Origin of the sequence: Xanthomonas sp. NCPPB 2866 (assembly GCF_041475745.2) — a bacterium.
GTDB classification, from domain to species: domain Bacteria; phylum Pseudomonadota; class Gammaproteobacteria; order Xanthomonadales; family Xanthomonadaceae; genus Xanthomonas; species Xanthomonas arboricola.
The window spans coordinates 920340-946052 of record NZ_CM192975.1; the positions used below are offsets into that span (position 1 = coordinate 920340).

The window sequence follows — 25713 nt, forward strand, 5'->3', positions numbered from 1 at the left end:
TGCGGCGGCGGCCGGCGGGCCGAATCCGCCGCCGTGCAGCAGCATGGGGCGAGGAACTGCAGACGCCTGGATGGACCTTCAACGCCATGGCTGGCGTGGTGGTGTCGCAGCTGGACTCCGATCCAGGCCACAACCGTCAGCAGCCTCTTTGCGCCGACATGCTCACGGGCATGGATTTTTTCGGGCGAATCCATATACTGCCCCCCAGTATCTGGCCGGAGTCGTCATGCCGCATTCGCCGCAGGAAAAAAAGCGGGCGCTAGCACGCGTGCGACGTCTGCGCGGGCAATGCGACGCGCTTGAGCGCGCGCTGGAGGCGGGCGCAGACTGTGCGCCTGTGCTGCAGCAGATTGCCGCAATCCGGGGTGCCGTCAATGGGCTGATGTCGCAGGTGCTCGAAGCGCATATCCGCGAGGACTTCGGCCACGCCGCCGCTTCCGACGCGCAGCGCGCCGAGCGGGTGCAGGAGCTGCTCGGGCTGGTCCGGTCCTATCTCAAATGAACTCCCACCGGGCCGGCGCCTGCCGTGCCCGTCCTTGAACCCCATCGTCAGGAGCGCCACCACATGAAATCCCGTGCAGCAGTTGCATTCGGACCCGGCAAGCCGCTGGAAATCGTCGAGATCGACGTCGCACCGCCACAGGCCGGCGAAGTGCTGGTCCGCATCACCCACACCGGTGTGTGCCACACCGACGCGTTCACGCTGTCCGGCGACGACCCGGAAGGCATCTTCCCGTCCGTGCTGGGCCACGAGGGCGGCGGCATCGTCGAGCAGGTCGGCGAGGGCGTCACCAGCGTCAAGGTCGGCGACCACGTGATCCCGCTGTATACCGCCGAATGCCGCAAGTGCAAGTTCTGCCTGTCGGGCAAGACCAACCTGTGCCAGGCCGTGCGCGCCACGCAGGGCAAGGGCCTGATGCCCGACGGCACCACGCGCTTCTCCTACAACGGCGAGCCGATCTACCACTACATGGGCTGCAGCACCTTCAGCGAGTACACCGTGGTGCCGGAGATCTCGCTGGCGGTGGTGAACCCGGAAGCGCCGCTGGAAAAGGTTTGCCTGCTCGGTTGCGGCGTCACCACCGGCATCGGCGCGGTGCACAACACCGCCAAGGTCAAGCCGGGCGAAAGCGTGGCGGTGTTCGGCCTGGGCGGCATCGGGCTGGCGGTGATCCAGGGCGCGGTGCAGGCCAAGGCCGGGCGCATCCTGGCCATCGACACCAACCCGGGCAAGTTCGATCTGGCGCGCAGCATGGGCGCCACCGATTGCATCAACCCCAAGGACTACGACAAGCCGATCCAGGAGGTCATCGTCGAGCTGACCGATGGCGGCGTGGACTTCAGCTTCGAGTGCATCGGCAACGTCAACGTGATGCGTTCGGCGCTGGAGTGTTGCCACAAGGGCTGGGGCGAGAGCGTCATCATCGGCGTGGCCGGCGCCGGCCAGGAAATCAGCACCCGTCCGTTCCAACTGGTGACCGGCCGCGTATGGCGCGGGTCGGCCTTCGGCGGCGTCAAGGGACGGACCCAGTTGCCGGGCATGGTGGAGCAATCGATGAAGGGCGAGATCGATCTCGATCCGTTCATCACCCACACCATGCCGCTGGAAGAGATCAACGAGGCCTTCCACCTGATGCACGAAGGCAAGTCGATCCGCACCGTGATCCATTTCTGACCGTACGGCCAGGAGCGGCGCGCGGCCGCTTCCGCGCACGTGGTACCCGATACTCCGGGAGGGGCATGATGACCAGCGTCTCGATTCATCCTTCGGTAGACAGTGGTATAGCGCGTGGCGGTGCGGAGAGCTTTCAGGGCGGAACCCTTGAATGCCACTGCGCCAGCGACAAGGTGACCGTGGACGTGGCTGCGCAGACCGCGCACAACCACGCCTGCGGCTGCAGTAAATGCTGGAAGCCGGAAGGATCAACGTTTTCAGTGATTGCGGTGGTGCCGCGCGACAAGGTCACGGTGACCGCGCATGCGGAAAAGCTCAAGGTCGTCGACGAAAGCGCGGCGATCCAGCGGCATGCGTGCACCGGCTGCGGCGTGCATATGTTCGGTCGCATCGAAGACAAGGGGCACGCGTTTTACGGTCTGGACTTCATCCATACCGAGTTGTCGCAGCAGTCAGGCTGGTCGCCGCCGGGCTTTGCGGCGTTCGTGTCCTCCATCATCGAAACCGGCACGCCGCCGGCGGACATGGACGGCGTGCGTGCGCGTCTCAACGAGCTCGGGCTGACCCCGTACGACTGCCTGTCGCCGGGATTGATGGATGCGCTGGCCGCCAATGTGGCACGCAAGAAAGGTTTGCTGCACTGACCGTCCAACCCCGCGGCCGGCGCTCGTGCCGGCCGCGGGTTTTTTATCGAAGGAATCTCATGGAACGTATCGAACACCACGCCTGCTTCGGCGGCTGGCAAGACGTCTACCGGCATCAGTCGCAGAGCTTGAACTGCAGCATGCAGGTCGGCGTCTATCTGCCCCCGCAGGCCGCCGATGGCCCGTTACCGGTGCTGTACTGGCTGAGCGGGCTGACCTGCACCGAACAGAACTTCATCAGCAAGGCCGGCGCGCAGCGGTATGCGGCCGAGCACGGCGTGATCCTCGTCGCGCCCGACACCAGCCCGCGTGGCGACGATGTGGCCGACGCGGACGGCTACGACATCGGCAAGGGCGCCGGCTTCTATGTCGATGCCACCGAGCAGCCGTGGGCAGCGCACTACCGCATGTACGACTATGTGGTGAACGAATTGCCGGCGTTGATCGAAGCGCAGTTCGCCACCACCGGCGCGCGCGCGATCAGCGGCCACTCGATGGGCGGCCACGGCGCCTTGACCATCGCGTTGAAGAATCCGGGCCGCTATCGCAGCGTGTCGGCATTCTCGCCGATCGTGGCGCCCAGCCAGGTGCCATGGGGCGAGAAAGCATTCGGCCAGTATCTGGGGGCTGACCGCGCAGTGTGGCAAGCGTACGACGCCACTGCGTTGATCGCACAGGCACAGGAGCGCCTGCCGCTGTTGATCGATCAGGGCGATGGCGACGAATTCCTCGAGAACCAGCTGAAGGCGCCGCTGTTTGAACAGGCCGCCAAGGCCGCCGGTTATCCGGTCACGGTGCGGCTGCAGCCCGGCTACGACCATAGCTATTACTTCATCGCCAGCTTTATCGGCGAACACATCGCGCACCATGCCGCGGCGCTGCGTGGTTGATCGGCTGGTCGAGTGCGCGGTAGGTGCGTGGTATGCGATGGTGAATGGTGGATGGTGGTGCGCCTTGCATTGCCGCGCCGCGTGGGCCGCGGCATGAGTAAAGCGTCGAATTGACCTCCCTGCTCCCCTCGGGAGAAGGTGCCCCGCAGGGGTGGATGAGGGTACGGGCTCACGGGCGGATGAGGGGACGGCGAAGCTTGGTGGAGCGCGTAGGTCGGCCGGTAGAGCAGCCGATCTGCGGCGTGGCTGCAGGGCCCTTGCCCGCCCACCCTCGCGGGACACGCCGCAAGTACATCCATGTAGGCTCTTACGCGGCATCCATGCCGCGTAAGGTCCCGCGACGGTGGGCGGGCAAGGACCAAGCGAGATGGTCGGTGTGCTGGTGCAAGCAGAGCATGGCGTACCGTTGTTTGGATAACGGCGTCCTGTCAGCTTTTCAATACAGCGCATTCAATAGGCAGGCTTCAACACAACGCCCTGCAAACTTCCTGGTAAGGCGCGCAAGCAGCCTTTTCGCATCTGAAGTCTGCGTCGACCAGCTGCGTCACATCATTATCTTGTCGGCTATCGCCATTGCCACAGACCAAGAACGGCTAACGCACTACCTGCGCCGCAAGCTTGCCCAATCGGCGCATCGCGCGCTCCAGCGTGTCGCTCCATGGCTGGCCGCAGGTCAGCCGCAGGTGATCTGCGTAGTCGCCACGGCTGGAGTACAGATGACCGGGCGAGGTGCCGATGCGTTCTGCCAGCGCGGCCTCGAACACGGCCTGGCCGCTACCGCCGTCGGGCAACTGCAGCCATAGCGATAACCCGCCTGCCGGGTCGCCCACGCGCGTGCCTTCCGGCCAATGCCGCACGATGGCATCGCGCAGCCGCTGCCCGTTGTCGGCCAGGGTGCGGCGCAGCTTGCGCAGGTGCCGTTCCAGATCGTGTTGCGCCAGGTAATCGGCCAGTGCCAGTTGCGGCAGGCTGGCGCTGCCGACGGTGGAAAAATACTTGGCACGCACCAGGGCGTCGGTCCAGTCGCCACCCAGCAACCACCCCACCCGCAGGCCGGGCGAGAGCACCTTGGAGAACGAGCCGCAGGTGATCACGTTGGCATGGGTATCGAAATGGCGCAGCGGACGTGGACGTTGGCCCGACCAATCCAGTTCGCCGTAGATATCGTCTTCGATCACCACGGTGCCATGGCGTGCGCAGCTGTCGAGCAATGCGCGCTTGGCGCTGTCGGGCGTGAGGCTGCCGCTTGGATTGTTGAAGTTGGGAATCAGCACTGCCGCACGCACCGGCGTGCGCTGCAGCAGCGTATCCAGACGCGCGACATCGATACCCTGGCCGGGACGGTTGGGTACCTCCAGCACCTTCAGGCGCAGTGCCGCCACCGCCTGCAGGATGCCGTGATACGTGGGCGTTTCCACCAGCACCACATCGCCCGGTGCGGTGAGCGTGCGCAGCGCCAGGCTGATCGCCTCCATCGCGCCGGCGGTGATCACCACCTCTTCTGCGTCGACGGTGGTTGCGCAGTGTGCATAACGTTGTGCGATCTGCCGGCGCAGTGCGGCGTGGCCTTGCGGCGGTGCGTAATCCAACGCCGTCGAGCGCTGGCGACGCAGCTGCCGCGACAGGGCCGCGGCCAGTTGTGCGGTGGGCAATAGCGCAGGCGCGGGGGTGGCAGTGTGCAGTGGCACCAGGTCGGTACGCGCCAAGGTGTCGAGCACGCGCTGCAAGGCGGGGTTGTCGACCATGCCCGGCTTGCGCCGACGTGTGACGGGTGCTGCGGCCGGCAATGCAGGCGTCGTACTGCGCACGAAGTAGCCCGAGCGCGGGCGCGCCTGCACGCGCCCTTCGCGTTCCAGTTGCAGGCAGGCCTGCACGGCGGTGGCGGTGCTGATGCCATGGTTGGCGGCCAGTTGCCGGATCGAAGGCAGGCGCTCGCCGGCACGCAGGGTGCCGCCTTCGATCTGCTGCCGCAGCTGCGTGGCCAGCGATTCGTACAGCAGCATCTGCGGGCGTCTTCCATCTGTATTGGTCGATTTGCAGCGTATCTGAATCTGTGATGGTCGGGTAGCACGTTGCAGACTGGCCGTGCCCGGTGAGTACGCCAGGTATGGATTTCCTTCTGTGAGGTTGGCCGTGCTGCTTCCTGTGTTTATCGTCGATGCGTTCACCACGCTGCGTTTCAAGGGCAATCCGGCAGCCGTGGTGCCGTTGCAGGCCTGGTTGCCGGAGCCGGTGATGCAGGCCATCGCCAGCGAACACAATCTTTCGGAGACCGCCTTCTTCGTCCGCGACGACAGTGGCGTATTCGACATCCGCTGGTTTTCTCCGCTCAAGGAGGTCGGCTTCTGCGGGCATGCGACCTTGGCCAGCGCGTTCGTGATCGCGACGCACCAGCTGGCGGCGTTTCCACTGCGCTTGCGTGCGCCGGCTGTCGGTGAGATCGCCGTTGCCAGGATGGATGAGCGCAGCTTCGAGCTGCGCTTTCCCAACCAGGAGCCGTCGCTGCTGCAAGTGGTGCCGCACGCGTTGTCTGAGTCGTTATCGATCGCGCCCCAAGCTGTCTATGCGAACGCGCAGGCGTATATCGCCGTCTACGCCGACCAAGCACAGGTGCGTGCGGTGACGCCGGATCTGGGCCGGATGCTGGCACTGGCGCCGCGCGATGTGGCGGTCACCGCGCCAGGCCTTGAGCATGATTTTGTTTCTCGCTACTTCTGGCCTTGCAACGGCGGTAGCGAAGATCCGGTTACCGGATCGATTCATGCCGCGCTTGCGCCGTTGTGGGCGCAGCGGCTGGGCAAGACGCAGCTCACCGCGCTGCAGGCCTCCGCGCGTGGCGGCGAACTGCAGTGCCGGGTCGAGCCGCGGCATGTCTACGTGCGCGGCAGCGCTGTCCAGTATCTGCAGGGAACCATTGCGCTATGAACACTCCCCTATCTGTGCATGCAGTATCGGCCGGCGCTGGGCGACGGGCGGTCTGGCAATTGCTGGTTGCCGAAGTCCTGATCGGTTCGGTCGGCGTATTCGTCCACGAAAGCGGGCAGGATCCGGTGACGGCGGTGTTCTATCGTTGCCTGTTCGGGGCGCTGTTTCTTACCGTATGCGGCTTGGTCGGTGGACAGCTACGAGGGCTATGGCGCGAGCGTGCGCTGTTGCGCGATGCCATCGTCAGCGGTGTGCTGCTGGTGTTGAATTGGGTGGCGTTGTTCGCCGGTATGGCGCGCTCGTCGATCGGCGTGGCGACCATGGTCTACCACGTGTTTCCGTTCGTGATGTTGCTGCTGGCCGCGCTGGTGCAAGGCGAGCGCACGCGGCGTGCCGATCTGGGCTGGACGTTGCTGGCATTCGTCGGCGTGGCCTGCTCGGCAAATCCGGCGCGGTTGTGGCAGGCGGCCGACCGTGGCTATCTGATCGGCATTGCACTCACGCTGTTGGCGGCGCTGCTATGCGGTGCGTCGCTGCTGATGTCGCGCCGTATCAGCCGCGAGCGGCCGCTCGCGGTGGTGACGGTGCAATGCTGGGTCGGCACGTTCCTGCTGGCCGGGTTTTCCAGCAGTGCGGCGTTGCATCCGGGTCTGCACTGGCTGTGGCTGGCGGGCCTGGGCGTGATCCACAGCGGCATCGTCTATGTGCTGTTCTATTCGTCCTATCGCCATCTGCATGTGGCCACGATTGCGGTGCTGGCGTTCGTGTATCCGCTGGTGACGCTACTGCTGGACTATCTGCTCTACGGCCACGCATTGGTGCCGGTGCAGTGGCTGGGCCTGGCGCTGATCGTGATGGGCACGCTGGCGGTGAATCTGAAATGGCGCTGGCCGCGGCGTGTGGCAGACAGCGCACCGGCCTGAGCAAAGTGCCGCCGCGTCGTGCACGCGGCGGCCGTGGAACTCAACGCACGTCGCGCAGTTCCCAGTGGTGCCCGGCCAGGGCCTGCATGCGCTGCTTGAGCAGGTCGCCGGGGATGCTGGTGGTGGCGACCAGGTCCACACGCAGATCGCCCTGCTTGCCGGTAACCGTGGCCGATGGATCGGTCACGCCCAGGCTGGGGTCCACCGCGTCCGGGTCGGCCTGCAGCTGGCGCCAGCGATCGAACCAGGCCGGATCACGCAAGGCGGCCTGCAACTGTTCGGCAAAGGCCTCGGCACCATGGGCACTAAAGCTCACGCTCGCATCGCCGCCGCGGGCGAGCTTGGGGTCGGGCAGGCTGATCGAGTAGCTGACAGGCATGTGCAAGGACTCTGATGGATGACGCCGGTACGTTAGTGCAGCGGCGGTGATCGCTCCGTCGACAGGTGGGGACACGTGGGGAGCCTCCAGCTGCGGCGTCACGCTTGTTTTTGCGAGCGGAGCGGGCGCTGTGCGCTCGCCTCGCCAGGTCTTGACTGCCTCTGGAGAACGAGGATGCAACTCGGAGATCCGGTTGTCTTTGTGTCTTAGGACATTAGGGGAGTAGGTGGCGCGGATAGGTCTGCTGTAGAGCGGTTGATCTGCGGCTTTTTGCAGGGCCCTTGCCCGCCCACCCTCGCAGGACACGTCGCAAGTACGTCCGTGTAGGCTCTTACGCGGCATCCATGCCGCGTAAGGTCCCGCGACGGTGAGCGGGCAAGTACCAGTCGAAATGGTCGGTGTGCATGGTGTTCAACGAACCAGCCTGCAACCGTGCGGTGTCTTCGCCGCGCCCTCGACGCTGTGAGCTTGCTGCAGGGCCCTTGCCCGCCCACCATCGCAGGACACGCCGCAAGTACGTCCCTGTAGGCTCTTACGCGGCATCCATGCCGCGTAAGGTCCCGCGACGGTGGGCGGGCAAGGACCAGTCCAGATAGTCGGTGTGCACGGGCGAGCAGGGCGTGGCATGCAGTGTTTGCAGCATGCCCAATCAGTTGCCAAGACGAGCCGAGCAGTTAGCAGGCTTTCAATGAAGCAACCTCAAAACGTCCTGGTGCGGTGACCTTGCCGGTTCCGGGACCCTTGGCGGCATGGATGCCGCCAAGGAGCCTCCATGGACGGATCTACGGCGTGTCCCGGAAGTGGTGAGGGCACCGCGCCCTCGACCAACGCGGCTTTGCTACGACCTCATAACGTCCTGACTCAAAACGTGGTTGGCCTGGGCTGGGACCGGGCGGCGTGGGTGAGGTCGCGGTTGCTCGGAAACGACTGCATAGCGTGGAGACGTGACTGCAGACCGTCGCCACCCAGCATTTATGCGGAATTTACGCGGCGGCTGTCGCAGGTCCATAGCGACTTTACGCAGCCCGGGAAGACACTGCGCAGGTTGGCGGAGCGGTTCCGCCGTGGACGATCCCGATGCAACCCTTGACCTGTCTGCTCCATCGCCGCTGCGCGCGCGGTGCGGCAGCGCTTTGCCTTGTCGGCCTGCAGACGCTGCATGCGCCGTCGCATCTCGCATCCATCGCGCCGCGTTGCGCGCGCCTCGGGGAGTAGCCGACATGCCTGCCTGGTTGTCCCTGTTGTGCGGCGTGGCCGTACTCGTTGCCGCCGCGTACCTGTTGTACGTGGTCCTGCGCCCCGAAGACTTCTGATGCGAGTGCGCTCCAATGATTGAAACTCTCCTTGTCTACGCGCTGGCCATCGTGCTGGCCTGGCCCCTGGGCCGCTACCTGGCAGCGGTGATGCGCGGCGCCCCGATGCGTGGCGACGTGCTGTTCGGCTGGATCGAACGGCCGTTGTATGCGTTGCTCGGTACCCGCCCGCAGCAGGGCATGTCGTGGCGTGGGTATGCGATGGCGTTCCTGCTCAGCAACCTGGTTGTCGGCCTGCTCGCCTGGGCAGTGTTCATGACCCAGGCGTGGCTGCCGTTCAACCCGGACGCCATTCCGAACATGCGCTGGGACACCGCGCTGCACACCATGGTGTCGTTCGTCACCAATACCAATCAGCAGCACTACTCGGGCCAGGCGCAGTTGTCGTACCTGGCGCAGATGACCGGCATCGTCGGCCTGCAGGTGGTGACGCCGATGATGGGCCTGGCATTGGCGGTGGCGACCTTGCGCGCATTGTTCGGTGGGCGTGCCGTTGCAACTGTGTCCGACGCCTTGCCGGCATCCAATGCGACGGCCAGCGCCAAGCCACGGGTGGCCGGGCTGGAGGAGCCGGAGATCGTCACGCCGCGCCCGGGGCGGCAGCAGTCGGCTGCCGGATTGGAGGCATTGCCGGACGCAGACGTCGGCAATTACTGGGCGGATGTGATCCGCGCCAGCGTGCGTGTGTTGCTGCCGCTGTGCCTGCTGTGGACCGTGCTGCTCGGCTGGCAGGGCGTGCCCTCCACGCTGCAGGGTGCGGCCACTGCCGCACCGCTGGACAGCAGCGCCGGCATGTCCAAGCAGACCATTCCGGTCGGGCCGGTTGCGGCGATGGTCGCGGTCAAGCAGCTCGGCACCAACGGTGGCGGCTGGTACGGCCCCAACAGTTCGGTGGCGCTGGAAAATCCCACGCCGCTGAGCAACCTGCTGGAGACCTTGGCACTGGTGCTGTTGCCGATGAGCGTGGTGTTCATGGTCGGCTATCTGACCGGGCGCAAGCGCCTCACCGCGCTGGTGTTCGGCACCATGCTGACGATGTCGGTCGCGTCCACCGCGCTGTTGCTGTGGTCCGAAGCGCATTCGGCCAGCGCCGGCTCGGCTGCCTTGATGGAAGGCAAGGAGGTGCGTGTCGGCGCGGATGCATCTGCGTTGTGGGCGGCCTTGACCACGCAGACCTCCAACGGCTCGGTCAATGCGATGCACGATTCGCTGGCGCCGTTGAGCGGCCTGGTCACGCTGGTGGACATGCTGATCAACGCGATCTGGGGCGGCATCGGCTGCGGCCTGCAGCAGTTCGTGGTGTATCTGCTGCTGAGCGTGTTCCTGGCCGGTTTGATGACCGGGCGCACGCCGGAGTTGTTCGGCCGCAAGATCGAAGCGCGCGAGGTGCAGTTGCTTGCGCTGCTGATCCTGCTGCAGCCATTGGTGGTGCTGGGCTTCACCGCAGTGGCGCTGGCGGTGCCGGCATTTACCGCCAATTCCAATCCCGGCTTCCACGGCATCAGCCAGGTGTTCTACGAGTACACCTCGGCCTTTGCCAACAACGGGTCGGGTTTCGAAGGCCTGGGCGATGCGACGTACTGGTGGAACCTGAGTTGCTCGGCGGTGCTGGCATTGGGCCGCTATCCCGCGCTGATCCTGCCACTGATGGTGGCCGCGCGCATGGCAGTGAAGCGGCGCGCGCCGGAATCGGCCGGCAGCCTGCAGGTCGAAACGCCAACCTTCGCGCTTACCCTGATGGCGATCGTGCTGGTGCTCACCGTGCTGCAGTTCATGCCGGCACTGGTGCTGGGTCCTATCGCTGAACACCTCGCCCTGGCGGCGTCCTGAGAGTTTGAGCAATGTCTACGATCGATACGACTGAAAAACGCGCGCGCGGTGACGCGGCGTTGTTCGACGCCGCCGTGCTGGTGGCGGCGATGCGCGCGGCCTTCCTCAAGTTGGCGCCGCGGCATCTGCTGCGCAGCCCGGTGATGGCGGTGGTGATGGGTGGCACGCTGCTGGCGGCGGTGATCACCGCCAGCGGGTATGGCAATGCCGGGTTCGGCTGGGCGGTGACGGCGATCCTGTTCGTCACCGTGCTGTTCGGCAATTTCGCCGAGGCCATCGCCGAGGCGCGCGGGCGTGGGCAGGCCGCATCGTTGCGGCGTGCGCGCAAGGATCTGGTCGCCCGCCGGGTGGAAACCGCACTCGGCGGCCGCGAGACCCGCGTGCCGGCGGCAGAGCTGCGCCCAGGCGACTACGTGATGGTGTCCGAAGGCGAATTCGTCCCGGCCGATGGCGAGATCGTGCGCGGCGTTGCAACGATCAATGAAGCGGCGGTCACCGGCGAATCGGCACCGGTACTGCGCGAGACCGGCACCGATCGCAGTGGCGTGATCGGTGGAACGCGCGTGCTCTCCGACGAGATCGTGTTCAAGGTCACCGCCGAGCCGGGGCATAGTTTCCTGGATCGCATGATCGCCTTGGTGGAAGGCGCGAACCGGCAGAAGACGCCGAACGAAATTGCGCTCACCTTGTTGCTGGCGGCGATGACGCTGACCTTCCTGATCGTGGTGGCCTCGCTGCCGGCGATCGCCGGCTTCGTCGGCGTCACGCTGGACCCGCTGTTGCTGATCGCGCTGCTGGTGTGCCTGATCCCGACCACCATCGGCGGGCTGTTGCCGGCGATCGGCATCGCCGGCATGAACCGCGCGCTGTCTGCCAATGTGCTGGCCAAATCCGGCAAGGCGGTGGAAGTGGCCGGCGACGTGGACGTGCTGTTGCTCGACAAGACCGGCACCATCACCTACGGCGACCGGCAGGCCACCGCGTTCCATCCGCTGGCCGGCATCGACCGTGCGCAGCTGCGCGATGCGGCAATGCTGGCCTCGCTGGCCGACCCGACGCCGGAAGGCAAGTCCATCGTCAAGCTGGCACGCCAGCAGGGCGCGGTGGCGGTCGAGCCGGAGGGCGCGCATTTCATCGGCTTCACCGCGCAGACCCGCATGTCCGGCGTGGATCTGGCCGGGCGCAGCATCCGCAAGGGTGCCGGCGATGCGATCGTGGCCTATGTGCAGGCGCAGGGCGCCACGGTGTCGCCGGAGTTGAATGGCCGCATCGAAGAAGTCGCGCGCGGCGGCGCCACCCCGCTGGTGGTGGCCGAAGGCCGGCATGTGCTGGGCGTGGTCGAGCTGAGCGATGTGGTCAAGCAAGGCATCAAGGAAAAGTTCGCGCAGCTGCGTGCGATGGGCATCAAGACGGTGATGATCACCGGCGACAACCCGCTCACGGCCGCCGCGATTGCCGCCGAAGCCGGCGTGGACGACTACATCGCCCAGGCGCGCCCGGAAGACAAGCTGGCCCGCATCCGCGCCGAGCAGGCCGGCGGGCGGCTGGTGGCGATGGTCGGCGACGGTACCAACGATGCGCCGGCGCTTGCCCAGGCCGACGTGGGCCTGGCGATGAACTCCGGCACGCAGGCGGCCAAGGAGGCCGGCAACATGGTCGATCTGGATTCGGATCCGGCCAAACTGCTGGCGGTGGTCGAAGTGGGCAAGCAGCAGCTGATCACGCGCGGTGCGTTGACCACGTTCTCGTTGGCCAACGATGTGTCCAAGTATTTCGCGATCCTGCCGGCGCTGTTTGCCGCGGCGATTCCGTCGATGGCCGCGCTCAACGTGATGCAGTTGTCCAACCCGCGGCATGCGGTGCTGGCGGCGTTGATCTTCAATGCGCTGATCATCCCGGCATTGATTCCGCTGGCGTTGCGCGGCGTGCGCTTTCGCCCGTCCAGCGCCACGGCCCTGCTGCGCCGGAACATGCTGATGTACGGCGTCGGTGGCGTGTTGCTGCCGTTTGCCGCGATCAAGTTGATCGACCTGGCGCTTGTCGCCACTTTGGGGAACTGAGTCATGACGATTTCTTCGAAAACCGGTCCGTCCACGGCGCAGCCGTTGCGCGACGACGGCGCCCTGCGCGGGGCGGTGATGCTGGCGTTGTTCATCCTGCTGGGCCTGGGCCTGAGCTATTCGCTGGTCGCCACCGGCATCACCGGTGCGCTGTTCCCCGCGCAGGCGCACGGCTCGTTGCTGCGCGACGACACGCGTGTGGTCGGCTCGGCCCTGGTGGCGCAGCCGTTTGCCGACACGCGCTATTTCCAGCCACGCCCTTCGGCGGCCAAGTACGACCCGAGCGCGGCGGCCGGCAGCAACCAGGCGCGCTCCAATCCCGACCTGCAGAGCCGCATCGCCGCCACGCGCGCCGAGGTGGCTGCACGCGACGGCATCGCACCGGAGGCGGTCCCCGCCGAGCTGATCACCCAATCCGGCAGTGGCCTGGATCCACACCTGAGCCCGGCCGGCGCCCAGGTCCAGGTGCGCCGCGTCGCCGCCGCGCGCGGCTGGCCGGAACAGCGCGTGGCTGCGCTGGTACGGGCCGCCACCGAACAGCCACAGTTCGGCCTGCTCGGGCAGCCGCGGGTGAATGTGCTGGCACTGAACCTGGCGCTGGATCGCGCGGGGAATGGGGAGTCGGGAATCGGGAATGGGGCCAAGCAACAGCACTAGAGCTGTCAGCTCGCGGTAGGCTGCACCAATCCCCAATCCCGCTTCCCCAATCCCGGCCTCCATGATTGACGCCCGCACCCAACAAGCCGACGCGCTGATCGGCGAACTGCAGCGCGAACATGGCGGGCGCCTGACCGTGTTTCTGGGCGCGGCGCCCGGGGTCGGCAAGACCTACGCCATGCTGTCGCGGGCGCGCGAGCGCCTGCGTCAGGGCATGGACGTGGTGGCCGGAGTGGTGGAAACCCATGGCCGCAGCGAAACCGCGGCACTGCTGGATGGCCTGCCGCTACTGCCGCGCACCCGTATCAACTACCAGGGCCGGGAGCTGGAAGAACTCGACCTGGACGCGTTGCTGGCGCGCAAGCCGAAGCTGGCGCTGATCGACGAGCTGGCCCATCGCAACGTGCCAGGCAGCCGGCACGAACGGCGCTGGCAGGACATCGTGGAACTGCTCGATGCCGGCATCGATGTCTACACCACGGTCAACATCCAGCACCTGGAAAGCCTCAACGACATCGTGCTGCGCATCACCGGTGTGCGCGTGTCCGAAACCGTGCCCGATGCGGTGTTCGACCGCCTGCGCGACATCGTGCTGGTGGACCTGCCGCCGCGCGAACTGATCGAGCGCCTGCAGCAGGGCAAGGTGTATCTGCCCGAGCAGGCGACACAGGCCTTGCAGGCGTTTTTCTCGCCTTCCAACCTCACCGCGCTGCGCGAGCTGGCGATGCAGACCGCGGCCGACCGCGTCGACAGCGATCTGCGCGACACCCAGGCCGCACGCGGTTTGCCGGGCACTGCCGCCTTGCGCCGCCGCGTGGTGGTGGCCATCGATGGGCGTGGCAGCTCGGATTATCTGGTGCGGGTGGCGCGGCGGTTGTCCGAACGACGCGATGCACCGTGGACGGTGGTCACCGTGCAGACGCGCACCGTGGCCGACGCCGCCTGGCAGCTGGAGATCGACCGCGCCTTCGCACTGACACGCCGCCTGGGGGGCGATACCGCGCTGCTGCACGGCGCCAACGTCGCCGAGGCGTTGCTGGATTTCGCCGCGCAAAACGGCGTGTCCACGCTGGTGCTGGGGCGCACGCGCGAACGCCCGCTGGCGCGCATGTTCAACCGCACGCTGACCCAGCAACTGCTGCAACGTGGCGCGCATTACGAACTGGTCATCGTCAGTTCCGCCGATGCGCGCGCACGCGCACGCCAGCGTTGGCGCAATCCGCGCCAGTGGCTGCAGCGTTACGACCTGGCCTTCGCGGCGATCGCCGCCGCCGCCGCGGTCGCGGTGGCGTGGGTGATCCAGCGCTGGACCGACATCGACGACCTGTCGATGGTGTTCATCGTCGCGGTGGTGCTGGTGGCCTCGCGCACGCGCATGGCTGCCGCGGTGATCGCCGCGCTGCTGAGTTTTGTCGCCTACAACTTCTTCTTCATCGAACCGCGCTTCACCCTGCACATCAGCGCGCGCCAGGGCGTGGTGACGGTGTGCCTGTTTCTGATCGCCGCCTTGGTCGCCGGCCGCCTGGCCTCGCGCCTGCGCAGCCAGGTGCTGGCCTTGCGCGCCGCCAATGCGCATGCCAATGCGCTGCAGACGCTGGCCCGCGAGCTCAGCACCGCCGCCGACCTGGGGCAGGTGCTGGAAGCCGGCCGTCGCGCGCTGGCCACGGCCCTGGATGCCGAGGCCTGGTTGCGTCTGGAGCAGCGCGAAAGCGATGCACCGGCCAGCTTCGGTGCACTCGATCGCAGCGCGGCGGACTGGACACAGCGCCACGGTCAGCCGGCCGGCCGCTTCACCGATACGCTGGCCGGTGCGCAGTGGTGGTGCCTGCCGGTGCGGCACGAACGCGGCAGTCTGGGGGTGGCCGCATTGCGCTTCCGTCAGAGCGTGCAGCGGCCCGGCCTGGAGGAGCGTCGGCTGGCCGAAGCGATGGTGGAGGACATCGGCCAGGCGGCGCTGCGCACGCGCTTGGTCGCCGATCTGGAAGGCGCGCGCGTCAGTGGCGAAACCGAGCGCCTGCGCTCGGCACTGCTGTCCTCGGTCTCGCACGATCTGCGCTCGCCGCTGGCCTCGATGATCGGCTCGGCCAGCAGCCTGGCCAGCTACGGCGATGCGATGGACGCCCAAGACCGCCACAGCCTGCTCGACACCATCCAGCTCGAAGGCGAGCGGCTGGATCGCTACATCCAGAACCTGCTCGACATGACCCGGCTCGGCCACACCGGGCTGACCTTGAAGCGCGACTGGATCGGCGTGGACGAGCTGATCGGCTCGGCCACGCGGCGGCTGCAGCGCTACCAGCCGGCAGTGCGCCTGCAACTGGATCTGGCCGCCGACCTGCCGGCGATCTGGGTGCACCCGGCACTGGTGGAACAGGCCATCTTCAACGTGCTGGAGAATGCGGCGAAATTTTCGCCGCCAGGAGTTGCGGTGACCGTGCAAGCGCGGCTGCAGGCCGGCGCGCTGCAGATCGATATCGGCGACCAGGGTCCCGGCATTCCCGAGGACGAGCGCGCGCGCATTTTCGACATGTTCTACAGCGTGGAGCGTGGCGACCGCGGCCGTCACGGCACCGGGCTGGGCCTGACCATCTGCCAGGGCATGATCGGCGCGCATGGCGGCAGCGTGGAGGCGCTGGCCGGCGCCGATGGTCACGGCACCACGATCCGCATTACGCTGCCGTTGCTCGTTCCCGCCGCGCCACCTCGCCCCGATGCCGACTGACCCCACTGCCATCCCGCCTGCCCGCGTGCTGATCGTCGACGACGAGCCGCAGATCCGCCGCTTTCTCGACATCAGCCTGCGTGCGCAGGGCTACCGCGTGCTGCAGGCCGGCACCGCCGAGGAAGGCCTGGCCACGCTGGCCGGGCAGGGCGCCGAACTGGTGGTGCTGGACATCGGCCTGCCCGATCGCGACGGCCACGAGGTGCTGCGCGAGATCCGCCAGTGGTCCAACGTGCCGGTGATCATGCTCACCGTGCGCGCCGGCGAAACCGAAAAGGTCGCCGCGCTCGATGCCGGCGCCAACGATTACGTCACCAAGCCGTTCGGCGTGCAGGAACTGATGGCGCGCATCCGCGCGCTGCTGCGCCAGGCCGGCGCCGGCAGCACGGTGGAAGAGAGCGTGTTCGACGACGGCCGCCTGCACATCCACCTGGGCCTGCGCGAGGTCACCCTCGATGGCGAGGCGGTGCCCTTGAGCCGCAAGGAATACGCCTTGCTCGCGTTGCTGCTCAAGCACGCCGGCCGCGTGGTCACCCAGCCGCAACTGCTGCGCGAGGTGTGGGGCCCCACCCACGAGGAAGACACCCATTACCTGCGCATCCTGGTCGGCAAGCTGCGCCAGAAACTGCACGACGATGCCGCCGACCCGCATTACATCGTCACCGAACCGGGCGTGGGTTTGCGATTTATCGGGGTGACGCGCTGAGGCGACAACGCCACTAGCGCGGTGGCAGCACCTTGCCCGGATTCAGGATCCCGTCCGGATCCAGCGCGGCCTTGATCGCGCGCATCGCCGCCAGCGTCTCTGCGCTGAAGGCTTGGGCCATGAAGTCGCGCTTGGCCACGCCGATGCCGTGCTCGCCGGAGAGTGTGCCTTCCAGCGACAGCACCAGTGCGAACAGACGCGGCAATGCGGCATGTGCGCGCGCGTCTTCGTCGGCATCGGCCGGGTCGTACATGATGTTGACGTGCAGGTTGCCGTTGCCGGCATGGCCGAAGGCCACGATCGGCAACGCGAATTCGGCGGCAAGCCCCTCCACGCCGGCCACCAGTTCGGGGATGCGCGAGACCGGCACCACTACGTCCTCGTTGATCTTGCCCGGCTTGATCGTGCGCAATGCCGGCGACAGCGCACGCCGCGCGGCCCACAACCTGTCGCGCGCGCTGCCATCGGCGGCCACGTCCAGGCTCACCACGCCCTCGCCATCGGCGGCATCGTGCAAGGCCTGCAATGCGTAGGGCAGGGTGTCGTGATCGCCATCGGCTTCGATCAGCAGCATCGCGCCGGCTTCGGGCACATCGCTGCCGTTGCGGCGCAGTAATGCGATCGCACTGGCATCCATGAATTCCAGCATCGTCGGCGTGGTCGGTTGCGCCATGATGCGCGACACCGCCGCCGCGGCGCTGGCCGCATCGCGATACAGCGCGCGCACGCCGGCTTGCGCGACCGCGCGCGGCGTCAGCTTCAAGGTCGCTTCGACGATGATCGCCAGGGTGCCTTCGCTGCCGACCAGCAGATGCGTCAGGTCGTAGCCGGTCGAATTCTTCGTGTACGCACCGCCGCAGCGGATCACCTCGCCGGTGCCGGTCACAGCGACCAGGCCGAGCACGTTGTCGCGGGTGGCGCCATATTTCACCGCGCGCGGGCCGCCGGCATTGGTGGCCAGATTGCCGCCGACGCTGCAGATGTCCGCGCTGGACGGATCCGGCGGCCAGAACAGGCCATGCGGCTGCAAGGCCTGCTGCAATTGGCCGTTGAGCAGGCCCGGTTGCACGATGGCGCAGCGATCGGCCGGACGCAGCGCAAGGATGCGATCCATGCGTACCATCGACACCACCACGCCGCCGGAAAACGGCACCGCCGCACCGGTGGTGCCGGTGCCGGCGCCGCGCGCGACGATCGGCACGCCATGCGCGCGGCAGGCCTGCACGATGGCCACCACATCCTCGGTATCGCCCGGCAAGGCGACGGCGGCGGGCAATGCCCAGCGGCGCGAATCGTCCTCGCCATAGCGGCGCCGCGCGTCGTCGCCGGTCAACCAGCCATCGGGGCCAAGCCGCGCGGCCAGTAACGCGGCCAGGGCAGTGGGAAGCACATCGGTCATGAAGTGTGATCCTGTGGTGCCGTGCGCTGGATGCATTTCCATCCCAGCACCGCGACGGTGAGCGGCAGCCAGACCCAGCGCAGCTCGGAGAGCAGCGTGGCAAGGCCGCGCGCATTGAAGAAACCGTTGGCGAAGGGCGACACGCGAATCGGCCGCCAGGGCGCGAACCAGCGTGCCTCGCTCCAGGGCCAGGTCAGTGCAACGCCCAGGCCACCGGAGGTCATCGCATCCAGCAGCGGATGCGATGCGGCGCAGACGAACAAGAACGCTGCTGCCTGCAGCGCGTCCGCACGCAACAGCCGATGCGCAACACCACCCAGCAGCGCGATCAGCCCGGCAAACAGCAACGAGTGGCTGGCACCGCGATGGCCGAACGCATCCGCGTACGGAACATGCAATGCGAATGCCAGCACATCGGCATCGGGCAACATCGCCGCGACGATGCCGGCACCGAGCAGCCGCGGCGATACGCGGCCGCGTTCACTGGCGCACCAGAGCGCCAGCGGTACCGCGGCATGGGTGATGATGGTCGGCATCGCGCGTGGGTCGTCGTCAGCAATCGTCGGCGCGGAAGGCGTCGCGGATCCAGTTCAGCACCACCGGCTCGCCGCTGGCTTCCACTACATCGAAGCGGCACGGCAAGGTCGCCAGTGCCGGGTGATAGGCAAGGAACAACTGCGCGGCCAGCACCAGCTTGCGGCGCTTGCGCGCATCCACCGATGCCGCGCCGCCGCCGAAGCGGTTGTCGCGGCGATAGCGCACTTCCACGAACACCAGTGCCTGGCCGTCGCGCATCACCAGATCCAGTTCGCCGCCGCGGTAGTTGGCATTGCCCACCACCAGCCGCAACCCGGCCTGCTCCAGCAGCGTGCGTGCGGCCGCTTCCACCGCCGCACCCCGCTGCTGGCGCGCTGCCGGCATGGCGTCAACGGCCGTCGGCGATCGGCACCGGGCGGCCACCGTTGAAGGTGGACCAGGCCGGGGTGCGCAGCACGTTGCCGAAGCCATCCAGATGCAGCGTGCCGGTGGCGCCACGCAGGCCGCCGTCGGTGCCGGTGGCGAGTTTTTCCAGATAGGCGCTGATCTTCCAGGCGTCGTAGCCGAACGCGAACAGGCGCGCGCCGGGTCCGCGTGCGCTGGGCAGCGTGCTGGCAACCTGGGTGGAGGCCGGCAGCCCGGACACGCCCAGCGCGGTCCAGGTTTCGCTGGGGTAGATGATGCCGTCCAGGGCCAGGTCGTCTTCGACCTTGCCGGTGCCGGCCACCAGCTGCGAGGTGCCCACGCGCGATTTGCCGGCGAATCCGCTCAAGGCCAGTTGCGGCGCCAGCGCGCGCGCGGTGTTGCCGCGCACCGCCAGGAATACCGCATCGGCAGCACCGTAGTTGCGCAGCTGCGCACCGATGTCGCCCGGTACCTCGGCCACGCTGATGCTGCCGGCGACGCTGCCGCCGCGTTCGGTGAAACGGTCGCGGAAGGCCTTGATGGTGCGCTTGCCGTTGTCGTCGCTGGTGCCGACGATCAGCACGTTGCGGCGCTCGCGCGAGAGCAGGTATTCGGCGGCCATGATGCCGTCGTCTTCCGGCGCCAGCGAGAAGCCGGCGCTGCCGCTGGGCGGTGCCTTGTTGTCGGTGGGGCGGTTGAGCGCCAGCACCGGCACTGCCAATTGGCCGCGCGCGAACACGGCGCTGACCTCGTCGCGACCCAGCGGGCCGACCACGTAGTCGACCCCGGCGCTCACCGCCTTGTCGTAGGCGGCATTGGCGCCGGCGGCGGTGCCGGCGGTATCGAAGAAGCGCAGTTCCGGGCGGCGGCGGGTTTCGGCGTAGTAACCGGCCAGCAGGCCGTCGCGCACCGGCGCCGAGGCGGTGGCCAGGCTGCCGCTGAGCGGCAGCAGCACGCCCAGCTTGACCGGCGGGCGGTAGCCGTCGCGTTCGGCCGGCGGGCGCTTGCTGGTGTCAAAGCCCCATTGCGCGTCGCGATCGAACGCGCGCGGCAGCGCCAGCCCGCGGCTGATCAAGGCGCGGCCGGCAAAGTTGTATAGCGGGTCGCCCGCCGGCAGCGCCGCGGTGCGGCCCTTCAGCGTGGCATCGTCGAGTGCGGCGAGCAGGCGCACGATCGCGCGCTGGTTCTCGCTGCGCGGGGTGCCGGTCAGGCTGGCATCGGCGCGTGCGCGGTCCGCGGCGGCCCCGAACAGGTCGCCGGTGCCTTCCAGTGCGGCGGCGCGTGCCAGCAGCCAGCGGGTCTGCAGCGGCTGCGGCAGGCCTTGCGGGCTGTCGCCCAGGGCCTGCAGCGCCTGCGCGGCCTGCTTGTCGATCACCGCCAGCTCGCCGGTCAATAGCGCGAAGCGGGCGCGGTCTTCGCCGCTGAGATGGCGCGGGGTCACCTGCGCCAGCAGCGTGCGCGCACGTGCGTCATCGCCGGCGTCGTGCCAGCCGAATGCAGACGCGGCCAGCAGGCGGCTGCGCTGCGCACCGCTGGCGCTGGCCGCCTCGGCTTCCAGTTGCTGCGCCGCCTCGCGCGGCTTGCCCTGGTCCAGCAACGCCAGCGCCGCGCTCTGGGTCGGCGAGGCGGTCTGGGTCACGCTGCTGGTGGCGCAGCCGGCGGCCAGCATCACCATCAGCGACAGTGCGGAGATCCTTGCAACACGCTTGTTCATTTCAGATCCATTGGACGGGGCCCGCCGGGGCGGACCGTTAAAAACGCTACGATTCTACCCTTTGCCCTACGGAATACCGTTGATGACCTCCCCCGGAACCCTGCACGTGGTCGCCACGCCGATCGGCAACCTGGCCGACCTGTCGCCGCGTGCGCAGGAGGTGCTGCGTGGCGTGGCCGCGATCTGCGCCGAAGACACCCGCCATACCCGCCAGCTGCTCGGCCATTTCGGCATCGACCGCCCGCTGCTGGCCCTGCACGACCACAACGAAGAGGCGATGTCCGAGCGCATCGTCGCGCGCCTGCGCGAGGGCGAGTCGCTGGCCATCGTCAGTGACGCCGGCACCCCGCTGGTCAGCGACCCCGGCTTCAAGCTGGTGCGCGCCGCCCGCGCGGCCGGGATCCGGGTCAGCCCGGTGCCGGGTGCCTGCGCCGCCATCGCCGCGCTCAGCGTGGCCGGCCTGCCCAGTGACCGTTTCGGCTTCGAGGGCTTTCTGCCGGCCAAGAGCGCCGCCCGCCGCGAGCGCCTGGCGCACCTGGCCGGGGAAACCCGCACCCTGGTGTTCTACGAGTCCTCCCACCGCCTCGTCGAGTCGCTGGCCGACCTGCGCGGGGCCTTCGGCGACGAGCGCCCGGCGGTGATCGCCCGCGAGCTGACCAAGCTGTTCGAAACCGTGCTCGACGGCACCCTGGCCGAGTTGCAGGCTAGGGTCGAAGCCGACGACAACCAGCGCAAGGGCGAGTTCGTGGTGATGGTGCAGGGCGCCGCCGACGCCGCCGAAGGCCAGCTGGCCGAAGGCCGCCGCGTCTACGCCAAGCTGGCCGAACACCTGCCGCCGTCCACCGCCGCCAAGCTGGCCGCCGAGCTGACCGGTGCGCCGCGCAAGGCCTTGTATGGCGGCTAGGCGTGTTGTTGCAGGAGCACGTGACCTGTAGTGGGATTTTTCTCGGTAAGGCCTCTCGCGCCCGGGTGCGCTCCTACGGGCAATTGCGGGCCTGCCGGGGATGGCGGGGCCGGCTCGCGGCGCCGTTCTGCACGGTGGCGATAGCGTATAGTGCGCCCCGGCGGAGTCGGCCAGACAGTCGCGTCACTCGCAAGAGTGCCGAGGAAAGTCCGGGCTCCATAGGGCAAGGTGCCAGGTAACGCCTGGGCGGCGCAAGCCGACGGAAAGTGCAACAGAAAGATACCGCCTACGTCCCTCGTCACCCCTCTGCCGCCACTGAAGCGTGTCGGCGATGCATATAGGCATCGCCAAGTGCGTTCGGAGGCCGCAGAGGGGTGGCGGGGGGCCGGTAAGGGTGAAATGGTGCGGTAAGAGCGCACCGCGAGTCCGGTAACGGACCGGCACGGCAAACCCCACCTGGAGCAAGACCAAATAGGGATCCATTGGCGTGGCCCGCGCTGGATCCGGGTAGGTTGCTTGAGCGCTGCGGTGACGTAGCGCCTAGACGAATGACTGTCCACGACAGAACCCGGCTTATCGGCCGGCTCCGCCACCTTCTTTCGGGCGTTCGCCCTTCTCAACGCGGGGCCCCTCTGGGGGCCAGAATTCCGCGGCTGTGTCGCTGCCTTCTTTGGGCGTTCGCCCCAAGATCACACCCACGCTTGGTACCGCCTTCGGCATTGCAAAACGCGGGCCCCGCTGCGGGCATGCCAGAACCCCCGCGGCTGTCTCGCTGCCTTCTTTGGGCGTTCGCCCCAAGACCACACCCACGCTTGGTACCGCCTTCGGCATTGCAAAACGCGGGCCCCGCTGCGGGCATGCCAGAACCCCCGCGGCTGTGTCGCTGCCTTCTTTGGGCGTTCGCCCCAAGAAGACACCCACGCTTGGTACCGCCTTCGGCAGTACAAAACGCGGGCCCCGCTCCTAGGTATGCCAAAACCCTGCGGCTGTCGCCGCGCCCCCCTTGACTCAAGGGGGCTTGCACTTGGGTGCGTTGCTGGGGCGCCTTGCCTTGGCTGCGATCACTGTGCGCTGGTTGCGGCAGTCATTGTCGACGCGTCCCGACGATGTCCAGCCGCGTTTCGCCCTGGAAGATCCCGGCGGGGCCGAAGCGGCGTTCGTGGATGAAGCCGCTGCCCTGGTGGTCCACCGCGACGATGGTGCTGGCGCGGGTGCCGTAGCTGGAGCCGTTGATGAAGGCGGCCGAGAGCAGGCGTTCGGTGGGCAGGTCCACGCCGGTGTGGGGCAGGGCGGCGTCGGGCGCGATGGCGGGGTTGCCCAGGGCGCTCCACAGCGGTTGCAGGTCGTCGCTGCCTGCCGCGCACCAGTCGTGCAGGACTGCAGTCAGCGCGGCGGTCTTGGGCCAGTGCGCGTCCAGCGGGCCGTTGGACATGCCGTGGATGCCCGGCGCCAGCGTGCGTGCCAACGGCGGGTGGTTGCTGAGGTGTTCGCAGCGCTCGGCGTCGCACAGCAATAGATTGAATGGCGGGAATTCGTGCGCGGCCGCTGCCAGGTCGCCGGCGTACACGGCCGCGTCCAGGCTGCCGGCCAGGTAGTCGGCAATGAGATGTCCGCGCGAGCGGCCGGACGCCGTGGCGAGCGGGTCGCGGACATTGGTCACCACTGCGGCGCGGCCGTCGCTGCCCAACCCCACCCAGCTGCCGCCCGAGCGCAGGTCGCGGCCCGCCAGCACGCCGTCGGCGGGTGCCGGCCAGGGCGCCAGTGCAGCGGTCGGCCGGTCGTGGAATTCATCGCGGTTGCCCGCCAGCAGCAGACGCCAACGGGGGTGGGTTTTCCAGGCAAGAGCGACCAGGCACATGGCGCCGATTGTCGCCTGTTTGCGCAACGACCATGTGCAGCTGGCGCAGTGTGAAGTGAGACTGCGGTCGGGTTTACATGGCCTTCACGCCCCTGAATTTTTGTTCAATCTCAAAATCTGAGATGAAACAGCAACTTGTGGATAACCTTTGAACAAGTCTCTAAAGAGTGCTGCAACTCATTGATGCGACTGGCGATTTGTGACCTTCAAAGTTGTTGACAACCTTTGACGCGCTGCTAAGGTGGGCAACGGAGGGAAAACCAGGTGTTTTGTGGTTTTTCGTGGTTCAATGATCCCCCAGCGGGTATTCGAGGTTGTATTCGGTGTTTCAGGGCGAGACTGCCATCACGGTGGACGACAAGGGGCGTATGGCGGTGCCAACCGCATACCGCGACCTGGTCACGCGTGTGAGCGGCAATCGCCTGGTGCTCACCTACAACCCGTTCGAAGCCGGGTGCCTGTGGCTGTACGCGGAAAAGGAGTGGGAGCGGGTGCGTGACGATGTGATGTCCAAGCCCAATACCCAACGCGTGATCCGCACGCTGCAGCAGAAACTGGTGGGTTCTTCCGCAGTGCTGGAGCTGGACGCCAATGGCCGTCTGAGCATCCCGGCCAGCCACCGCAATGCGGTCGGCATCGAGAAGAAGGCCGTGCTGCTGGGCATGGGCGACAAATTCGAACTCTGGAGCGAGCAGGCACATCGCGCACTGATCCAGCAGACATTGTCTGACGGGGATCTGGGCGATGAATTGCTCGATCTCAGGTTGTGAGCCGGGGTGCCCGGATGCGCGGTGAAGCGCAGCCCGGTCACCCGGTGTCGCAGCCACCGGCGGCCCATGTGCCGGTGCTGTACACGCAGGTTCTGGACGGCCTGCAGGTGATCGAAAACGGAATCTATCTCGATGGCACGTTCGGACGTGGCGGACACGCCCGTGGCGTGCTGCAACATCTTGGCCCGGGAGGTCGACTGCTGGTGATGGACAAGGACCCCGACGCGATTGCCGTGGCCGAACAGTCGTTCGGTGACGATGCGCGCGTGTCCATCCATCGCGGCAGCTTCGCCGGCCTCGGCCAGGTGGTCGCTGCGGCAACCGTCGACGGCATCCTGCTGGATCTGGGCGTGTCCTCGCCGCAGCTGGACGTGGCCGGGCGCGGTTTCAGTTTCGGCAAGGACGGCCCGCTGGACATGCGCATGGACCCGGATGCCGGCCAGAGCGCGGCCGAGTGGCTGGCGCATGCCAGCGACCGCGAGATCGCCGACGTGCTGTGGACCTATGGCGAAGAGCGCCAGAGCCGTCGCATCGCGCGCGCCATCGTGGCCCGCCGCGCCGAACAGCCGCTGCTGCGCACCGCGCAACTGGCCGATCTGATCGCCTCGGTGATGCCGCGCGGCGACAGCAAGACCCATCCGGCCACGCGCAGCTTTCAGGCGATCCGCATCTACATCAACCGCGAGCTGGACGATCTGGAAGCCGGCCTGGACGCCGCCCTGTGCGCGCTCAAGCCCGGCGGCCGCCTGGCGGTGATCAGCTTTCATTCGCTGGAAGACCGCATCGTCAAGCAGTTCATGGCCCGCTACGCCAAGGCCCCGCCGAGCAACCGCCGCCTGCCCGAAGCGCAGCCGTTCGTACCGACGCTGCAGCTGATCAGCGGCGCCATCAAGGCCGACGACGCCGAACTGAGCGTCAACCCGCGCGCCCGCAGCGCGGTGTTGCGGGTGGCCGAAAAGCTGGGATTCGGGAGTAGGGATTCGGGATTGGAAAAGCGCTCTGAGCGAATCTCGAATCCCGAATCCCCAATCCCGGCGTCTCAAGGAGACGCCGCATGAGCCGCCTGCTGCTCATCGTGCTGCTTGCCTGCAGCATCGCCTCGGCGATCGGGGTCGTGTACATGCGCCACATGCATCGCAAGCTGTTCGTGCAGTTGTCCAAGCTCGAGCACACGCGCGATGAATTGAATATCGAATTCGGCCGGCTGCAGCTGGAGCAGGCCACCTGGGCGGAAAGCAATCGCGTGGATCAGGTTGCGCGTGCGCGCATCGGGATGAAGTTCCCGGAGACCAACGACATCGTGGTGGTGCGCCCATGAGCGGACGCCAGGACAGCCGTTTTGCACGGCACAGCTGCCCGCAGGTTGGCGCACACACAGGTACGCCCATGACAAAACGGCAGG

23 protein-coding genes and 1 other RNA gene are annotated in these 25713 nt (G+C 67.3%); 17 read left to right on the top strand and 7 right to left on the bottom strand.

Annotation, left to right across the window (positions count from 1 at the left end):
* Positions 1–226: 226 nt before the first annotated feature.
* From frmR to fghA, 4 genes are all read left to right on the top strand, one after another.
* Positions 227–502, top strand: coding sequence for a formaldehyde-responsive transcriptional repressor FrmR (frmR, locus tag ACCQ04_RS03860; RefSeq protein ID WP_016902624.1), 276 nt, complete (start codon positions 227–229; stop codon positions 500–502).
* Positions 503–565: 63 nt separating this feature from the next.
* Positions 566–1675, top strand: a complete 1110-nt coding sequence (locus ACCQ04_RS03865; protein ID WP_016902625.1) for an S-(hydroxymethyl)glutathione dehydrogenase/class III alcohol dehydrogenase — start codon at positions 566–568, stop codon at positions 1673–1675.
* Between the two features lie 68 nt (positions 1676–1743).
* Positions 1744–2319 (top strand): S-(hydroxymethyl)glutathione synthase, encoded by a 576-nt coding sequence (gene gfa, locus ACCQ04_RS03870; RefSeq protein WP_226426815.1) that lies wholly within the window; start codon positions 1744–1746, stop codon positions 2317–2319.
* A 59-nt stretch (positions 2320–2378) separates the two neighbouring features.
* Complete coding sequence (gene fghA / locus ACCQ04_RS03875) at positions 2379–3209, top strand: S-formylglutathione hydrolase (RefSeq protein WP_226426814.1); 831 nt, start codon at positions 2379–2381, stop codon at positions 3207–3209.
* A gap of 593 nt (positions 3210–3802) precedes the next feature.
* Here the strand turns inward: fghA and ACCQ04_RS03880 are convergent.
* Positions 3803–5212: an aminotransferase-like domain-containing protein gene (locus ACCQ04_RS03880; RefSeq protein ID WP_226426813.1), complete on the bottom strand. Its 1410-nt coding sequence runs from the start codon at positions 5210–5212 to the stop codon at positions 3803–3805.
* 130 nt (positions 5213–5342) lie between these two features.
* Between ACCQ04_RS03880 and ACCQ04_RS03885 the strand changes: the two genes are divergently transcribed.
* Together ACCQ04_RS03885 and ACCQ04_RS03890 are read left to right on the top strand one after the other, a co-directional pair.
* Entirely contained in the window at positions 5343–6134 is a 792-nt protein-coding gene (locus ACCQ04_RS03885; protein WP_046346063.1) for a PhzF family phenazine biosynthesis protein, read from the top strand.
* Positions 6131–7057 (top strand): DMT family transporter, encoded by a 927-nt coding sequence (locus ACCQ04_RS03890; RefSeq protein WP_372358695.1) that lies wholly within the window; start codon positions 6131–6133, stop codon positions 7055–7057. Before ACCQ04_RS03885 ends, ACCQ04_RS03890 begins: the two co-directional genes overlap by 4 nt.
* Positions 7058–7097: 40 nt before the next feature.
* Here ACCQ04_RS03890 and ACCQ04_RS03895 read toward each other — a convergent pair whose 3' ends face one another.
* Positions 7098–7436 (bottom strand): hypothetical protein, encoded by a 339-nt coding sequence (locus ACCQ04_RS03895; RefSeq protein ID WP_039509881.1) that lies wholly within the window; start codon positions 7434–7436, stop codon positions 7098–7100.
* Positions 7437–8656: 1220 nt separating this feature from the next.
* Here ACCQ04_RS03895 and ACCQ04_RS03900 point away from each other — a divergent pair.
* The 6 genes from ACCQ04_RS03900 (at position 8657) to ACCQ04_RS03925 (ending at position 16724) form a co-directional block, all read left to right on the top strand.
* Entirely contained in the window at positions 8657–8749 is a 93-nt protein-coding gene (locus ACCQ04_RS03900; RefSeq protein WP_006452907.1) for a potassium-transporting ATPase subunit F, read from the top strand.
* Between the two features lie 15 nt (positions 8750–8764).
* Entirely contained in the window at positions 8765–10579 is a 1815-nt protein-coding gene (gene kdpA, locus ACCQ04_RS03905; RefSeq protein WP_226426811.1) for a potassium-transporting ATPase subunit KdpA, read from the top strand.
* Positions 10580–10590: 11 nt separating this feature from the next.
* The gene (kdpB, locus tag ACCQ04_RS03910) at positions 10591–12639 is read left to right on the top strand and encodes a potassium-transporting ATPase subunit KdpB (RefSeq protein WP_226426810.1); all 2049 of its coding nucleotides are present in this window, start codon (positions 10591–10593) and stop codon (positions 12637–12639) included.
* Between the two features lie 3 nt (positions 12640–12642).
* The gene (kdpC, locus tag ACCQ04_RS03915; protein WP_226426809.1) at positions 12643–13296 is read left to right on the top strand and encodes a potassium-transporting ATPase subunit KdpC; all 654 of its coding nucleotides are present in this window, start codon (positions 12643–12645) and stop codon (positions 13294–13296) included.
* A gap of 61 nt (positions 13297–13357) precedes the next feature.
* The gene (locus ACCQ04_RS03920; protein WP_102581971.1) at positions 13358–16018 is read left to right on the top strand and encodes a DUF4118 domain-containing protein; all 2661 of its coding nucleotides are present in this window, start codon (positions 13358–13360) and stop codon (positions 16016–16018) included.
* Entirely contained in the window at positions 16008–16724 is a 717-nt protein-coding gene (locus tag ACCQ04_RS03925; RefSeq protein WP_016903095.1) for a response regulator, read from the top strand. The genes ACCQ04_RS03920 and ACCQ04_RS03925 overlap by 11 nt, the downstream gene beginning before the upstream one ends.
* Positions 16725–16737: 13 nt before the next feature.
* Here ACCQ04_RS03925 and ACCQ04_RS03930 read toward each other — a convergent pair whose 3' ends face one another.
* The 4 genes from ACCQ04_RS03930 to ACCQ04_RS03945 are packed head-to-tail and all read right to left on the bottom strand — an operon-like array spanning position 16738 to position 20779.
* A complete protein-coding gene (locus tag ACCQ04_RS03930) occupies positions 16738–18123 on the bottom strand; it encodes an FAD-binding oxidoreductase (RefSeq protein WP_226426808.1) in 1386 nt (461 codons plus the stop codon).
* Positions 18120–18659, bottom strand: coding sequence for a metal-dependent hydrolase (locus ACCQ04_RS03935; protein WP_226426807.1), 540 nt, complete (start codon positions 18657–18659; stop codon positions 18120–18122). The genes ACCQ04_RS03930 and ACCQ04_RS03935 overlap by 4 nt, the downstream gene beginning before the upstream one ends.
* A 16-nt stretch (positions 18660–18675) precedes the next feature.
* A complete protein-coding gene (locus ACCQ04_RS03940; protein ID WP_054591417.1) occupies positions 18676–19044 on the bottom strand; it encodes a YraN family protein in 369 nt (122 codons plus the stop codon).
* Between the two features lie 4 nt (positions 19045–19048).
* A complete protein-coding gene (locus ACCQ04_RS03945) occupies positions 19049–20779 on the bottom strand; it encodes a penicillin-binding protein activator (protein ID WP_039530705.1) in 1731 nt (576 codons plus the stop codon).
* 82 nt (positions 20780–20861) lie between these two features.
* On the opposite strand from ACCQ04_RS03945, the gene rsmI reads away from it, so the two are divergent.
* Positions 20862–21683, top strand: coding sequence for a 16S rRNA (cytidine(1402)-2'-O)-methyltransferase (rsmI, locus tag ACCQ04_RS03950; RefSeq protein WP_226426806.1), 822 nt, complete (start codon positions 20862–20864; stop codon positions 21681–21683).
* Between the two features lie 162 nt (positions 21684–21845).
* Positions 21846–22275: RNase P RNA component class A (rnpB, locus tag ACCQ04_RS03955), an RNA gene on the top strand.
* Between the two features lie 492 nt (positions 22276–22767).
* Here rnpB and ACCQ04_RS03960 read toward each other — a convergent pair.
* Positions 22768–23541 carry an NRDE family protein gene (locus tag ACCQ04_RS03960; protein ID WP_054591405.1) on the bottom strand — a complete coding sequence of 258 codons (774 nt, stop codon included), beginning with the start codon at positions 23539–23541 and terminating at the stop codon, positions 22768–22770.
* A 323-nt stretch (positions 23542–23864) separates the two neighbouring features.
* On the opposite strand from ACCQ04_RS03960, the gene mraZ reads away from it, so the two are divergent.
* From mraZ to ftsL, 3 genes are read left to right on the top strand one after another with little or no spacing between them, the layout of a single operon-like run.
* Positions 23865–24311, top strand: a complete 447-nt coding sequence (gene mraZ / locus ACCQ04_RS03965; protein ID WP_011409382.1) for a division/cell wall cluster transcriptional repressor MraZ — start codon at positions 23865–23867, stop codon at positions 24309–24311.
* Positions 24312–24325: 14 nt separating this feature from the next.
* Positions 24326–25369 (top strand): 16S rRNA (cytosine(1402)-N(4))-methyltransferase RsmH, encoded by a 1044-nt coding sequence (rsmH, locus tag ACCQ04_RS03970; RefSeq protein ID WP_226427134.1) that lies wholly within the window; start codon positions 24326–24328, stop codon positions 25367–25369.
* Positions 25366–25629 carry a cell division protein FtsL gene (gene ftsL / locus ACCQ04_RS03975; RefSeq protein ID WP_005991913.1) on the top strand — a complete coding sequence of 88 codons (264 nt, stop codon included), beginning with the start codon at positions 25366–25368 and terminating at the stop codon, positions 25627–25629. The genes rsmH and ftsL overlap by 4 nt, the downstream gene beginning before the upstream one ends.
* Positions 25630–25713: the final 84 nt, after the last annotated feature.

Excerpts from the sequence above, each read along its gene's own strand:
- frmR (WP_016902624.1), top strand. The coding sequence starts at position 227 with ATGCCGCATTCGCCGCAGGAAAAAAAGCGGGCGCTAGCACGCGTGCGA.
- ACCQ04_RS03865 (WP_016902625.1), top strand. The coding sequence starts at position 566 with ATGAAATCCCGTGCAGCAGTTGCATTCGGACCCGGCAAGCCGCTGGAA.
- gfa (WP_226426815.1), top strand. The coding sequence starts at position 1,744 with ATGACCAGCGTCTCGATTCATCCTTCGGTAGACAGTGGTATAGCGCGT.
- fghA (WP_226426814.1), top strand. The coding sequence starts at position 2,379 with ATGGAACGTATCGAACACCACGCCTGCTTCGGCGGCTGGCAAGACGTC.
- ACCQ04_RS03880 (WP_226426813.1), bottom strand. The coding sequence starts at position 5,212 with ATGCTGCTGTACGAATCGCTGGCCACGCAGCTGCGGCAGCAGATCGAA.
- ACCQ04_RS03890 (WP_372358695.1), top strand. The coding sequence starts at position 6,131 with ATGAACACTCCCCTATCTGTGCATGCAGTATCGGCCGGCGCTGGGCGA.
- ACCQ04_RS03895 (WP_039509881.1), bottom strand. The coding sequence starts at position 7,436 with ATGCCTGTCAGCTACTCGATCAGCCTGCCCGACCCCAAGCTCGCCCGC.
- ACCQ04_RS03900 (WP_006452907.1), top strand. The coding sequence starts at position 8,657 with ATGCCTGCCTGGTTGTCCCTGTTGTGCGGCGTGGCCGTACTCGTTGCC.
- kdpA (WP_226426811.1), top strand. The coding sequence starts at position 8,765 with ATGATTGAAACTCTCCTTGTCTACGCGCTGGCCATCGTGCTGGCCTGG.
- kdpB (WP_226426810.1), top strand. The coding sequence starts at position 10,591 with ATGTCTACGATCGATACGACTGAAAAACGCGCGCGCGGTGACGCGGCG.
- kdpC (WP_226426809.1), top strand. The coding sequence starts at position 12,643 with ATGACGATTTCTTCGAAAACCGGTCCGTCCACGGCGCAGCCGTTGCGC.
- ACCQ04_RS03920 (WP_102581971.1), top strand. The coding sequence starts at position 13,358 with ATGATTGACGCCCGCACCCAACAAGCCGACGCGCTGATCGGCGAACTG.
- ACCQ04_RS03925 (WP_016903095.1), top strand. The coding sequence starts at position 16,008 with ATGCCGACTGACCCCACTGCCATCCCGCCTGCCCGCGTGCTGATCGTC.
- ACCQ04_RS03930 (WP_226426808.1), bottom strand. The coding sequence starts at position 18,123 with ATGACCGATGTGCTTCCCACTGCCCTGGCCGCGTTACTGGCCGCGCGG.
- ACCQ04_RS03935 (WP_226426807.1), bottom strand. The coding sequence starts at position 18,659 with ATGCCGACCATCATCACCCATGCCGCGGTACCGCTGGCGCTCTGGTGC.
- ACCQ04_RS03940 (WP_054591417.1), bottom strand. The coding sequence starts at position 19,044 with ATGCCGGCAGCGCGCCAGCAGCGGGGTGCGGCGGTGGAAGCGGCCGCA.
- ACCQ04_RS03945 (WP_039530705.1), bottom strand. The coding sequence starts at position 20,779 with ATGAACAAGCGTGTTGCAAGGATCTCCGCACTGTCGCTGATGGTGATG.
- rsmI (WP_226426806.1), top strand. The coding sequence starts at position 20,862 with ATGACCTCCCCCGGAACCCTGCACGTGGTCGCCACGCCGATCGGCAAC.
- ACCQ04_RS03960 (WP_054591405.1), bottom strand. The coding sequence starts at position 23,541 with ATGTGCCTGGTCGCTCTTGCCTGGAAAACCCACCCCCGTTGGCGTCTG.
- rsmH (WP_226427134.1), top strand. The coding sequence starts at position 24,326 with ATGCGCGGTGAAGCGCAGCCCGGTCACCCGGTGTCGCAGCCACCGGCG.
- ftsL (WP_005991913.1), top strand. The coding sequence starts at position 25,366 with ATGAGCCGCCTGCTGCTCATCGTGCTGCTTGCCTGCAGCATCGCCTCG.